Genomic DNA, 14932 nt, shown 5'->3' with positions numbered 1-14932 from the left:
AAACCCACATTTAAAACATTTCCAAATGATATATAGCTTTTACCATCAAAATACATAGCCTTATCATCCACTCCAAACCTATTTGGAACTGGAATAGCTCCGTAAATTTGCCCATTGTTTCCGCCCAGACTATGATCGACCGCATCTCCATTTAGAGGCCAATGTCCAATTAATCCATTTTCAAGATTCTGAGAGTTAACAAATAGGCCAAGAAAAAGAAAAACAAACAAGAATAAAACTTTTTTCATTGCAAACTAAGATTAGGTTTTAAAATTAGCTTTAAAATAAATACTCTAAGTCCGATTTGACCATACATCTTTTACGGTTGAACCTTATATACCGGGAGATCAAATCAATGATAGATTCTGTTTCAACTTTAAAAGATTGGTAAAGCCGAATTAAAAAAAGTAACGTCATAATTGTAGGTTAAATACCCTACTGCTTGCGGCTTTCCAGAAAAGTTAGTTGTCGCTCTTGTTGGATAAGGTACAGGGTGAGCTCCTCGATCTTCTCCAATAGCAAGCCATCCATAACCTCTAACCGGTAACCTTCCTGCCCCAAAATCTCCGCTTTAGGAACACCGGGCAGGTGCCCTTCCCTTTCTATATAGGCCGAGAGGCTCAAAAGATCCCGTAGCTTATAGTCCGCTTCAAAGACATAGTCAGGCCAGTTAGCCACCGAGGCTACCTGGATGTCATGGGTTAAAATACCTCCCGAGACTGCAAGACGGTACCCTTCCACCGGGTCTGCCCCAATTCCAACTCCTTCCCCATCACAGGAAATTACATCGCATAAAGCTTCCGTAGAAGCTTCTATACTTCGGGGCGAGGCCATATCTCGAAAAGTACGTTCCTCTTTTTGGGTAGGCGCTTTGAGGTGGGTTTCAATATCCACGTTATGGCTTTTATAAACAGTTTTGTCTGAAACAACTTCATCACCCCGTAGAGGAAGTATAACTCCTAACGCTCCAGACAAGCTTTGCAACTCCTCCTCCTGTTGAATAACGTACAGGGTGAGTTCCTCTACTTTCTCCATAAGGAGCCTATCCATTTCAGATAGGCTATACCCTTCACGGGCGATAGTTTTAGCACTCGGAAGACCCGGTAAATGTTTGTTTGCACGGATATATGCTCGTAAACCTTCCAAAGAAAGCAAGGCGTAATCATCAGAGAATACATAATCTGGCCAGTTGCTAACACTCGAGACCTTCACCCCTTCAGAAAGAATACCTCCCAAAACAGCAAGGCGGTAACCGGAAGCTTGGGCAACACCAATCCCTACATTGTCTCCATCGCAGTATATATTGCCTGTAGAAAGACTGTCCGTGGACATTGTCTTTAGCTGGCCCTTACCTTCCGCTATCCCGGATTGCTCAAAAACAAAATTATAAGGTCTTTCCTTATCTGTCCGATAAGCAAGGACGGGGGCTTTTTGGGTTTTAGGGGCACGCAATCGCTCCATTCTATCATGCTGATCGAGCAGGTACAAACTAAGTTCTTCTAACTTTTTCAAATTAGTCTTATCCATCTGTGTCAGTGAAATGCCATCAGATAACACCTCTTCTGCTGAAGGCAAACCTGGTAAATGACCCTGTTCCTCGATATAAGAAGCCACATCTTCTAAATCCAAGAGGTCGTAACCCTCGAAGAACACATAGTCAGGCCAGGTATCAACGTCCATCACTTTTACCTGGTCGGTATAAATGTTGCCCTCTACGGTCAAGCCGTAATTCTGGTTTGGAAGACCTCCTATTCCAATATTTTCTTCATTATTTGTAATTAACTCAGTACAATTAGAATCATTGAATAAGGATAATTGAATAACTTCTTCTTCACTCAGTACTCGATTATAAATTCTCACATCATCTATGCTTCCTCTATAACTATAACTAGGACTGTTATATCTTCCAATAAAAAAAGGGTGAGTTGATTGCACATTTGTATTAGAAGAACTACTAATATCTCTAGACCCAATTGCTTCCCCGTCTAAATAAATTTTCAAAAAACCATCCCTATCAAAAGTTACAGCAACATAATGCCAAGAATCATCGGAAATTACACCCATCCTTACGTCTAGAGTTCCAGCTCCCTCAAAATAAACTCTTATACGCTTATTATCCACTCCAATCCCGTAAGTTTTTTTTGTTGCAATAGCGTATACCCCTGTATTGGCGGGATTAATTTTAAACCATGCTCCCATGCTAAAATCTCCCAAGCCCATATCCAAAACATTCCCAAAGCTTATTTGTCCATTGCCACTAAAGTCCAAGGCTTCATTCACGGTTCCAAATCGGTCTAAGGTACCAGTTGTATTATAAATAATTCCATTGTTCCCATTCCCACTTATATCAATCGCCGAACCTGCAGCAAGGTCCCACCGACCGATTAAGCCCTGATTTAAATCTTGAGCTGATAAAACCACTGAGAAAAGTAAACTAATTATGAACAATAATCCTTTATAAAATCTCATATGAATGCATTTACATATTATGATCAAATTTAGAACTTACTTCCTGTAGTTAATTATTTTCAACAATAAAAATAGTAAGGTTGAACCTTACTCTAGTACACATTTATTTTACAGTTAAAAGATTTTCTGATGTTACGAAATAAACTGGACTTGAATAACTATCCTAGTTATTGCCACACCAAATGCTCGTACACTATTAAGTTGATTTGAGAAATTAAACATTAATAGCTGCAAGGAAAGATTTTCAACGATGCCACATAAACCTAATAAGCTTTAAAGCTGGCCTGTATTCAATTATGAACTATATCATTTGAATAAAAGTTTGATTAAAAATTCTAGATACTTCTTCTTACGTTATGAAAATACCAATATCCTACATTATTTATATCCTTACAATGATTCCAAATATCAATAATAAAACTTTAAAAAGGAATTTTTTTCCACCCGTTTGAATTTGTAAAAGCGAATCAATCACAGGTTTTTCAATTAATAATTTGCTATAAGATGGATCTTCTAATACATACAGCACATAAAACCTCTTATTCAAATATTTTTTTAATTCAGAACTTTTCTTTTTCCTTAGTTCCCCATTAATATAAAATTTATCAGAATAACTTTTTGAACCTACATTATAGGAATATTCAAAAAACGGGGAAGTTTTTGCCCCCCCTTGAAAATGATCTATTTCTCCAACTGTATATCTTTTTTCAGTTCTATCATCCCCAATATAGTTACTATAGTTTCTCTCTTTTAGAATACCATAGAAAATTATGCTAATCAAGAACAACACTACCAAAAAATATGTCCAATTTTTTTTTACGTACAACATATTAGTTTGTATCAATAAGCCTTTGGGTCGAGTAATTTGAAATGTTAATTGGAATATTATAAATTGATTTGATAAGAAGGGATTGCATTCCATTTCCTAACAATTTATCCATCCCATGTAACTTCATTTTAAAGGCACTACTAATTAACCCTTCCCTTAAAGCTGTATTTACCGATTTTGCTTTTCAATATACTATTGCCATAAATACCTTTTAAATTAACACCTTTTTCAAAACTCGATCCAATAAAATCCCCAGCTCTGGGGATAAGGAATCCGTCTGCTGCCGTTCCTTCCAAATTAACTTGCTTATTGACAACCATTTTGAGATACGGCGCTCACACCGGTTTTTAATAAGCCCGCCTTAAGAGTTCCTAATGCTAAATAAGGCCCAGCCATTGTTGCTCCCAGGGAACCAACTACCGCTCCTGCAGTGGCATTCATCCAAAAATTCCCTATACCATCTTTATCCCAGTTATTCCAACCAGCATCAAACTTGGGGCCTTGAACCTTTCAAAATCTCTTGCAAAATCATCTGCACGCTGCCGCATCAGTAAGGCTTGTAAATAATTTTGATGGCCAGTGCCATTCCAATTTGTATTGCTCGGGAAATTATTAGTATTCACTGCAAACAAATTGATCTCTGGCAACTGTATTTTATGATAAGGCTTCTGGTTAGGTCCCCCACAGTTAGCCCCGCCATCGGGGTCTATGGAAACGACCGGGTTATTGCCCATCCCAAAATAAGGTGAAAAATACTGAGAATAGGGATCCACAGTTAACCACCCTCCAATTTTGGCATCCCATTAGTGCGCACATTACCCAGGTGGTTAATCTCGCAATAATTGGTGTTAAGTTGTTTATGAAAACCCCCTATTCGTTAATTACCATAAACACTAAGTTCGCTTAACTGAATATTGCAACAGATAACAATTACATTCATTCTTAAAGCGTATCCATTACTTATTCAGGAATTTCGGACCACCCACTAGATGGTATACTTAAAGTAGTATCCTTTATAAATTCATTAAACAGCAATTTATTATAGTTAGGATCTTTTTCTACGTATTTTACATAAAATTTTTTCCCTACAAATTTTTTTAATTCTTTTGTTGACAATCTTCGAAGATCAGATTCTATTATATAAGCACCTCCATAAGAATCATCATTAACTATAAACTCATACTCAAAAAATGGGGGTGATTTTGCACCTGGTACAATCTTATTTATTTCTCCAATCGTGATCCTTTTTTCAAATTTCGAGTTATCAAAATAGCTTTTTTTAATAAAATTTTTAGTCACCATATAACTGAAGACCAGAACAATAATTCCCGCTATAATGTACCCAAACACTTTTTCACTTTTTAATTTCATTAACTGTTAAAAATTAATTGCTTTTACTTTGGACTCCATAATTTGCAAGTTGGTTAGGTAAGTTGTAAGTTGTTTTAATAAAGGAAGAAGCACCGTTACCTATATACTGATCCAAACCGTGTAATTTAAAGCTAAACAAACTGCTTAAAGCTCCTTGCTTTAGAGCCGTATTTACGGACTTATCTCCTAAAATAGAAGACTAGTAAAAACTATTGTTTTTTAAATTATAACCCAACTCAAAAGAAGAACCTACCATATCTCCAACCCCAGGAACAAGAAATGCATCGGTTGCCGCACCTGCAAAATTGATTTGTTTATTTATTGCCAATTGCGCAACAGAACTTGCTGTAAATTTTGCTGCACCGTATGTTAGAGAAGCCTCTCCCAATACATAGGGCGCCGCCATTGTTGCTCCCAGGAAACCAACTACCGCTCCTGCAGTGGCATTCATCCAAAAATTCCCTATACCATCTTTATCCCAGTTATTCCAACCAGCATCAAAATTGGCTTTGAACCTTTCAAAATCTCTTGCAAAATCATCTGCACGCTGCCGCATCAGTAAGGCTTGTAAATAATTTTGATGGCCAGTGCCATTCCAATTTGTATTGCTTGGAAAATTATTATTATTCACTGAAAACAAATTGATCTCTGGGACCTGACATGGAGGTTGATTTGGCCCTCCACAATTAGCACCTCCATTAGGATCTATCGAAACAATTGGGCTATTACCCATCCCTAAATAAGGGGAAAAATGTTGTGAATAAGGATCAACAGTTAACCATCGCCCTATCCTGCTATCCCAAAGTCGTAACTCAAAAGCTTCCATCCCGGTTTCATCATCCTTTTCCTGCCCCTGGTAGGCATAGCGATATTGCCCATCTATATTTCTACTGGGCATTGGCACCCCAAAAGGATAGTAATATGTTTTGGCTTCTATCGCAAGGACATATGTTAATTATTTAAACGGCAAATCTATCATAGATAAATAAAATTATAATGCAAAGGACAATAAAACCAAAGCCTATGAAAATAGAATATTTATGATCAATATAAGTTTTAAGATTTTTTTTTTGTAATAAAACCCATAAGATAAATCCGCCTATTACCCTGAAATATTGCCAACCCATTTATTATTTCTTTAATTATTTTCACTTGCACTTTCTATTGGGCCGAAAATAATACCCGCATCATTAAATATACCTGAAGACTTTTGTATATTCTTTACTGCACTATTATGCAATTTAATATTCTCTTTATAAAATTGTGATTTCACGCTATTCGCATGTTTTCCTTTGTGATCATATAACCCTTTGGTACTTTTTTGATAAGTATTCCATAACTTCCCTGAGGACTTAACTGACTTAACTGTTTTAGCAGCTTGAGTATAACCTCCAGAGGCTAAAGTCAAAAAGCTGTCAAAACGTTTTTCAAATGCATTTTGACCTTGGGGCACATTTCCCGAAAATGTTCTTCCTGTAATAGAAAAACTTATATTTTCTACTGTCCCATAAGTCATATCCACTAATATTTTTGAACCAAAATCAGCTAAATCTTGGGAAGGAGAGCTTCTCCAAAAATCCATTTCAGCGAAAAGGTTTGTGTTACCAATATTTCCACTAGAATGAATTGCACCCTGTCCATCCGAACGCCATGAATAGCCGGCATCCAATAAATCACCCTTGATATTGCCAAAATCAACTAATATTCCATTTTCACTATTTGTTTTATCAATTCCATATTTATGAAGTGGAGTTGCTGGATCATTACTTTTAAATATATTCCCTTTAAAACCGCCCCCTATCCAACCTGCAACAGCTTGAAACCAATTCTTATATCCTCCATCAGGATCAACCATAGAAATTGGATTGTTCCCCATTCCAAGGTATGGGCTATTAAACTGCCCATAGGGATCAACCGTTAACCACCGCCCAATTCTAGCGTCCCAAAGCCTCAACTCAAAAGCTTCCATCCCGGTTTCATCATCCTTTTCCTGCCCCTGGTAGGCGTAGCGATATTGTCCATCTATATTTCTACTGGGCATCGCCATGCCAAAGGGATAGTAATCTGTCTTCGCCTGTATGGCCAGGGCGTTTTCCCCGTTTTTAGCAATTACCGTGCGTACATTGCCCAGGTGGTCTTTAATCTCGTAATAATTGGTGTTGAGTTGTTTGTAAAAAACGCCTATACGATCATTGCCATAAACGTTAAGTTCTTCCAATTGTCCGTTGCTATATACCGCCAAAACATTTCCGGCCACATCCCTAACATAATGCGTGGTGGCCACCTGGCTGCCCTGGTTATAGGTTTTCTTTTCAACCCGTTGGCCTTTGTCATTATAGACAAACTCCACCAAAGTTTGTTCGCTTTTTTCTATACGGGTTACCAATCCGGCCGTATTGTAACTATAGGTAAGCTCATCCTGTCCGTTATAGACCAACTGGCCAATACTGTTATATACGTAGTTCCCGGGGTTTTGGTTTTTAATATCCGGGGCATTGGTTTCAGCTGTTACCGAGTCCTGTACATATTCCAACCGGTTGCCACCATTATAATAGTTATAGCTAAGCTTGTCCATTTCATTACTGCCGTTTTCGGTATGCTTGTTTCTGGACAAACTTTGCAGGTTACCATTGGCATCATAGGCAATATCATACACCCGGAAGTCCCCGTTAGAAAGGCTGTCTGCTTCTATTAATTCTATTACAAAACGACTGGAATCGGTAGCGGTAACTTCAAACCCCGGTTGTAAATTCACCGAATTGGCAGCCTGTATGGTCTGGTTATTATTGTTCATTAAGGTATCCAAAACAATATCCTGTTCTATATTATTAAGGCTATCTCCATAGAAGTTCGCTTCGGTCAACCAATTATTTCGGTTATAATTATATTCGTATTGTACCGGTGGTACTTCTTCACCATAGTTATTGTTCCAGGTAATTCCTTTAATATTCCCATTAAACTGGTCCTGCCCGGTAGTACTTGTTGGTACCGTAATGGGGGTATTTTGCCTTTGGTAATCGTTATGATGGTAATTTATGGCCATTCCAAATACATCATTTACATCATTGCCCGGGTCGTCCTGCAATACGGGATTATTTATGCTTTTTAACGCCCCATTGAGGTTATAAATATAATCAATCCCCTGTAGATTATCGGCAAGTTCCGTTCTTTTAAGTGCACCGGTCTCGTAATAGGTATAAGCGGCCTGTTCGGTAAAATTGCTATCGTCATCCGAAGTTTCCACCTTTACCAGTTCTCCTACATCATTATAAGAATAACGATGTAAAAACAATTCCTGGGTATTATGCTTTTGAAAATACACTTTGGTCACATTAGAAGTTGCTGGATCGTATTCGTAATCTATTGTTTTGGCTCCCAGTCCGGGTATATCCTGCACCACCCATTGTACCCGCCCGTAAACATCATAACTATACCAGCTAGTTGTGGTTTCGGGATTTTCGGTAAAGGTCTTAGCCACATTACCCGCGGTAAAGGCCTGGGATTCATAATTGGCCACCGGAATGCTACTATTTGTTAAGGCTGTGTGTAGGCCGGTATTGTCGGGTACATCATAAAGGGTAAAATTTTGCTCAGAACGGCTCCCGGAAGGTAAAGCTGTATCAGGATTGGCATTCGGGAAATCATTATTTTGTAGCACTCCGCTTTCCACAGGCCTACCTTTTTCATCGTAATTAGTATAGGAAAATTCCCCTTCAACTTCCTGTTTGCCGTTTTGCGAATATCTTATTTGGCCGTCCTTCCTGTATTTAAATTCGGCTGTGCCTTCATCGGGACTGGTTGTTTTGTTTAGTTGCCCCATAGCATCATATTTAAAAGTTGTTTCCAGTTGGTTCAATGGCTGCCTGGTAGCAATTAACATACCCGCTTTATTATACAGGTTAAGACTGTAATCGTAATAATTCTCTTTATAATTTACCGTTACCGGATTAACATCAGGGTCATAACTTTCTAAGTTGGTAATGGAAACCCTGTAAAAACCATTTCCTAAACCCTCAGTTGAACCACTAACCGGGTTTTCCGTTATTAAATTAAAAACTTCGGTTTCCACCCCACCGGAGGAATTTATGGTTAAGCCGTTAGCATTTCCTCCATTTGGAACGTGGATATCCACATACCCCTGCTCTCCTATTGACAAGCTCATATTCCGGGCACTTCCCCCTCCACTACGTGCTGCTGCCAGGGTATTTCCATCGGTGTCGGCAAATACCACATTTTCCACTCCATGAACATCCTTTACCACTGTTTTTGTGGTTTTGATTGAATTATATTTGGTCTCCCCAAAAGCTGCTGATTGCGATAGTTCTTGTGATGCCTTCATAGAAAAACTGTAACCATTTTTCCATTCGCCATTTATCTTGTTACCACCTATACTTTTTAAAGCCTGTCCCGGGTTTAAGGTACTATAAATGGTCCTTGAAAACGGAAAGGATGTAACATCCTGGTTGGGTTCGTTGGAATTATTTCCACTGTAGTACCATCCCAAACTGTTCTGCTGCGTTCCAACAGCAGCAGGGTTTTCCTGGTCAGTATCGAAATCAGAAGCACTGTAAGCACCACCACCCGGCTTTTTTATAAAATCTTCATTATATAAAAACCCACTATTTCCAATCGGGGCGCTAAGGCTTTGCAAAGCCGGACGGCCAAAAGCGTCATAAAGCACCTGCATGGCCCAGGTTTTATTGGACAGTATATCTACAGATTGCATTTGAGTCTTTTTCCCTAGCTCATTATAATACTCCTTGCTTCTGGAAGTAATATCACCATCAAGCCTGTATGTAATGGTTTCCAGGGAGTTTCTGAGTTCGGGGGTTTGCTGGGCTAGACACTTCTCACCAAGCAAAATAATTATTAGGCTAAATAGAACATTTTTAAAAATTCGCATACCAGTAGATTTTAGTTTTCATCCGGAAACTGACCATTTGGATCATCGGGACATTCTGTGAAGTAATTACCAATTTCTTCAACGGTCTCGCCCGAAACCAAATCTTTTATTTCACATTTAAAGAACACAAAACCATCCGGACAGTAAACACTTGCCCAGGTGGAATTCAAGCTTCCCCAGGAGCCATAGGTCATAGCAGGATCATAGCCAACCGCCCAGCGATATTCATAATTACCACTTCCTCCCGATGCTTGGGCAGTCACTTTGACTTCAGGGAAGCTGGAATCATCCACCTCCAATGTCAACGATGTATCGGGATAGCCTTCACCAGGGTCGATCACTCCATCACCATCATCATCAATTTCAACCACTCCCTTATATGTATATTTATGTTCTTTAACCAATTTGAAGCCACCGGTCAAGTTACCCGCATCACCAACTTCCTTATATTCCCTAATTAATCTTCCGACATCATCATATTCGAATTTAGAGGCAAGGTTGTTAGAACCTAGGATATGGGTTAATTCATCCCACTCATTATAGACATAAGAGTTGACCGAGGCATTTAAAGGATAAACCCTAAAATCATCAAAATAAGCGGTACCCGATATTGTGGTAAGGTCAATTTTACTATCTGAAGACGAGGTTAAGTCAACATTGAAATTCAACTGTACCCAATCCCCTGCAATTACGGTTTCTGCTTCTGAGTAATTAATTTGATCGGCCCCATTTATAACACGTGTGTTTTCATAATTATCTTTCTGAACCCATACCGATACCCGATATGGTTTATTGCTACCTGGAGTTACCGAAAAGCCTGTTCTGTTTGCAGGCACTTCAATTGAATATTCTCCGGTATGGCTACGGGTATTGGTTCTAGAAACGTAATCTGTATCAGTTTTAACATCTCCTTCATCCAATGCATCTTCACCCCCGGAGTAAAAAATTTCATCATAAGCTGAATCTCCTGTTAAATAAATATTATTTTGGTTCACATCTAACTTCCTTGAGACTTTATTTTCGTTGACATCTTCGGTCTCCAAAGGTTTTGAGAAATTATTATATTTAGTTACTTCCTGCATCTTTTTCCACTGAGAGGGCTGACTAACGCCTTGCCCGGGAGACCAATCAAACCCATCGTCTTGACCATTAAAACCAATGTACATCCCGGTTTGATTGTCAAAATCGCCATTCCATATATAATTTTGATGTTTTCTCCAAACATCTTTCACTTCGGTTATATCCGTCTGATCCGGGTATTGCCCAATTTGATAGGTATATTGATAGGTTTGAGGTATCCAGGTATTAAAATTCACACTAAGGTTTTTCCAATCCCCGTTTTGATCCTTTACCTGGCTGTAGTTTGCAGCTACCTGATTTAACATATTTGCTTTTCCGGAAATAGTAGGATTGGTCCAGGGCTGTAAAACTTTACTCCCCATTGCCGGATATTTTTCATAAGCCAAAATACTTTTAAAACGAATTTGGTCACCAGCACTTGATTCTGTTATTAAATCTTTAGCCTTGCCAGTAATTGTGTCTAAATTTTTGAATACGGTATTATATTCAAATCCGTTACCAATTTGCTTAGTTGACTTAATCAGATTAGGGTATGTAATACGTGCAGATGAATTGATTAGCCACTTATCTTTTTTACTAGTATCATTATAATCGACAATCTTATAACTTTGATACGCCTCCTTTGTCATTCCCAAAGAATCAGGAGTTGTCCCCGGCTTATAATAATTGTTAATTGTTTTGTTTATAAGTTGCCCTTCTCTATTATAAGTCGCCACCTCCAATAATTGGCCTAGCGATGCCAAATTATCCTTTATTACATACTTACTAATATCTACCTCTTTACCTGAATTATTGGTAAAATTCTCTTTCTGAATGTCAATCTCATAAAAATCACTAAATTTTATTTTATCTTCAGATTTCTCGGTTAATACATTAAATTTATAGATGGTTCTAACAGGTGAAGGTTCTCCATTAGCACTAGATTGTTCGCTCACTTCACTATACATTACTTTTGGTGCAGGCAATTCTGCACTATATGGCAATTCACGGGCTATATCGGGCGCAAAAGGTAAATATGAGATATAGCCTATACCGTTTTCATTCTCTCCATATTTATATTCTGCGGTATAGCTGTTTAACCCATCGGTGGTAGTGATTTTTGAGGTGCGGATTCCACCTAAACCGTTGATTGGGTCTGTTTGAGAATAAATAGCACTAATTCTCTCCCGTCCTCCAGAATCACAATAAGACATATCTGGAGGATAAGGGCAATTATGGGCATCAATTGTGATTTGGTATTCACCATTACCTAAGTCACTTGTAACTATAGCTTGCTTTTCATAATCACAATCAAATATTTCATATCCACAGGGCCCACCACAATTACCAGGTTCCTCATATGTACAATATATATCATATTTAAACTGCAATTCATCTCCTATATGTATACCAAGATTATTAGTCGACGATATTTTATAATTTAAGCTATTAAGTTTTTCAATGGAGTATTCTTCACCATTAGTCGTAAATTCAAAACTTGATCCCACCACAGGTTTAATATTATGATTCTCATATTCAACCTGAATTTCACCTCCCTGAGGAGTAGTAATCTGGTTCAAAGACCAAATACTATTATTATTTTCCAAATATCCAAATGCATCCCGATCATCAATATCGAAATTATAACTAGTATCATTTTCGTAATCGAACTTATAAGGCGGAAGCAATTGCCGCCCTCCTTTACCTTTAAAGTTTACCCTTGCTAAAGTAGATTTACCGTTTGACAAATTATTGTTATAATCCAAACTTATTACTTTTAAAGCATTCGTATGAATGGAATTTAAATTATCGCTATCTTCTAAAACATTTTCATATAAATTCATACTAATTTCTACTGGTTCACCTCTACTATGACCTATAGGGTAAAACCCTCTCCTATCCGACGAAATATCTGTATGATAATTGATCTCGAAAGGTTGGGAATTATTCATTCCAGAATTTTTAAGAGAACTATCATTCTTTACTAATAAAATCTCTTTTAAACGAAGTAGGTTTTGGGAAGGTATACTAAATCTCTCTTCGAAATCGCCACTATTCTGATCTAAGTACTCTGCATGAACCACCGATTTATATGACCAATAATCCGAATTACCATCTTGTCTCTCTTCCTTAACAAAAAGAGCAGAATGAGTTCTTGTTTTCACCTTATCCAAATAGTAGATTTCTTTCCTACCCCTTATCCAGGTCTTTACACTATTGTCTTCGGGATCAGTGATATAGTCTTTCTTATAAGGTGCTTTCCACACATAGCCATCTGACCATTTCCCATAATCAAAACTTACCCAATAACCGAAATCCCCTTTATCCAGAATACCGTTAGAATTATTATCAATATAATCAGGGCCCGTTACAGCAGTCAACAACCAATGTGTTGCAAAAGGTTCTAATTGACGCTTCTCAAAATAAGATTGCTCTTCATTAGGACTCGATGAAATCACACCAAATGTCCGAGTAATCGTTTCGTGATTATATACAGGTAAACTATAGTGATAGGTTTTTCCATCTACTGCAGTTATTTTAAATGCTCCAATTCCATCTTTAGGTTTTAAACTTCTATTAAAACCGTCTACCTCAGGTTTAATAATCTCCGCCTGGCCATTTATAATTTCCTCATTTTTAAAATACTCTACAAAAGTTGAATTCGCTCTTCGATTAATCCCTCCCTTCATTACATTATTCTGAAAATGATCCAAAATTTCTGAATTAGATAGAGAATTATTAAAATCTGCATCACCTACCGGAGAATATGAACTTATTTCATTTTCAAAATAAAATTCCGGTCGATTATCAAAACGTGTTTCAGCATTTAAAGATGCAGAAGCTCCCGAAAGAGGATGCTCTAAGGAATAATCTTCAGCATTTTCTTTCCCTGAGAGCCCAAACAAAACTCCATTCTCGAATAATCGAGAGGACATACCCCCCGACAAACCTTGAGCCTGAACATTATAATTATCATAATTTGGAAAGGAAGGATTGTTATTTTCAATCTTACTGTTACGAATAAAATCAGAATCAATCGGTAATTCATAAATATCCATAAAAGCATCACCAAAATTAGCCTGATTTATACTACATCTACAATCTGACTCTTCTTCAAAATCTTCAACAAAATTTTCAGCATCCTCATAACTTTCAAAAACTTCCCCTCCGCAACCAGTTCGAGGCGAACTTGTTGTACAATTCACCCTCCAATATCCTGTTTTAAAATGAAGAGGACCACTTACACTATTATCATGAAATTCTCCTAAAAAATACCTAAATTCTTGTCTTCCATAAGACATACTAAAAATCCCAATCTGGGTTGGCACAATGACAGGAATAAAAAATCCACTTGAACTAACAGTGTAATCCCCCATTTTTATTGAATTATTTAAAGCGAACTGAATACCTGTACCAATTCCTCCATTCACATTATTCCCAGTCAAATTAGTTATACCTGCATTTATTCCAATGCTATTAGAAGATAAACTAACTCCTAAATGAGCCTGATTATCATTTCCAGTTCCACTACGAACTCCAAGATTAACCGTTCCATTCGAATTCATACCAACATTAAAGCCTGCATCATTATTCCCGACCCCAATATCTCCGCCATAAGCTCCATTACTGGAAATATTGGCGCCAAGAGATAACCCACCAGTAGTTACGCCCAGTCCCATCCCAACTCCGTCCGTACCAGCAGTGAGATTGCCACCAATACTTCCTCCTCCATCTAGACCAGTACCGGCACCAATACTTACACTACCTCCCAAACTCCTGTTACTTCCCCAGGACAAATTAAGCCCTACTGAACCCATGCCTTCCGGTGAAGAATACCCTAATGACAAAGAGTGCATAACTTCCTTTCCTCCTTCGTCATAAAAAAATTCAGTCAAGCTAGACCTATTATAATCATCAGGATAACCATTTACCGATCTGTTGATCGCTCCTGCATTTAAATTCCAGCCCAATCCTGTCCAACTTGCTTCCTGATCCATTGCAATCCCAGCATGATAGGCCAAAGCAATAGGGTAACCACCCTCAGGTGAAGGTACATTCAACAAAGGCAAAACATAAGTAAAATCTCCAGTTGCCAAATTCACCATATCGGTAGCATCAATCGGCTCAAATGAAGTGGCCTCGATCGCAGTAGGCCCACCATTGTTTGCGAAAAGATTAAAAGGCAAAAAAGTTGTAAGTATATTTATAATCAGAAAAACAGCACCACTTCGATGCCACCGTTTTTGCTTCAGGATTTTACCTGTTTTGGGTTTATTATAATATTTAACCATAATATCAAA

General features: G+C 37.9%; 9 protein-coding genes. All 9 read right to left on the bottom strand.

Features of this window, described 5'->3' with window-relative positions; all coding sequences use genetic code 11:
- Nucleotides 1–248 (bottom strand): hypothetical protein (locus B5X53_RS18015; protein ID WP_143533282.1); only part of this gene is annotated, 248 nt, incomplete at its 3' end.
- A 187-nt stretch (nt 249–435) separates the two neighbouring features.
- Nucleotides 436–2469, bottom strand: coding sequence for a LamG domain-containing protein (locus B5X53_RS18010; protein WP_079714607.1), 2034 nt, complete (start codon nt 2467–2469; stop codon nt 436–438).
- Between the two features lie 382 nt (nt 2470–2851).
- Nucleotides 2852–3298: a hypothetical protein gene (locus tag B5X53_RS18005; RefSeq protein WP_101023068.1), complete on the bottom strand. Its 447-nt coding sequence runs from the start codon at nt 3296–3298 to the stop codon at nt 2852–2854.
- A 306-nt stretch (nt 3299–3604) separates the two neighbouring features.
- Entirely contained in the window at nt 3605–3739 is a 135-nt protein-coding gene (locus tag B5X53_RS19505; RefSeq protein WP_262507310.1) for a hypothetical protein, read from the bottom strand.
- Between the two features lie 11 nt (nt 3740–3750).
- Nucleotides 3751–4071 carry a hypothetical protein gene (locus B5X53_RS17995; RefSeq protein ID WP_101023069.1) on the bottom strand — a complete coding sequence of 107 codons (321 nt, stop codon included), beginning with the start codon at nt 4069–4071 and terminating at the stop codon, nt 3751–3753.
- Between the two features lie 187 nt (nt 4072–4258).
- Entirely contained in the window at nt 4259–4669 is a 411-nt protein-coding gene (locus B5X53_RS17990) for a hypothetical protein (RefSeq protein ID WP_079714603.1), read from the bottom strand.
- A gap of 199 nt (nt 4670–4868) precedes the next feature.
- The gene (locus tag B5X53_RS17985) at nt 4869–5606 is read right to left on the bottom strand and encodes an RHS repeat-associated core domain-containing protein (protein WP_262507311.1); all 738 of its coding nucleotides are present in this window, start codon (nt 5604–5606) and stop codon (nt 4869–4871) included.
- Nucleotides 5607–5807: 201 nt separating this feature from the next.
- A complete protein-coding gene (locus B5X53_RS17980) occupies nt 5808–9572 on the bottom strand; it encodes an RHS repeat domain-containing protein (protein WP_079714601.1) in 3765 nt (1254 codons plus the stop codon).
- Nucleotides 9573–9583: 11 nt separating this feature from the next.
- Nucleotides 9584–14923 (bottom strand): hypothetical protein, encoded by a 5340-nt coding sequence (locus tag B5X53_RS17975; protein WP_079714600.1) that lies wholly within the window; start codon nt 14921–14923, stop codon nt 9584–9586.
- Nucleotides 14924–14932: the final 9 nt, after the last annotated feature.

Source organism: Salegentibacter salinarum (assembly GCF_900168115.1).
GTDB classification, from domain to species: Bacteria; Bacteroidota; Bacteroidia; order Flavobacteriales; family Flavobacteriaceae; genus Salegentibacter; species Salegentibacter salinarum.
The sequence above is the reverse complement of the archived record's forward strand: the minus strand, read 5'-3'. Positions and strand labels throughout refer to the sequence as shown.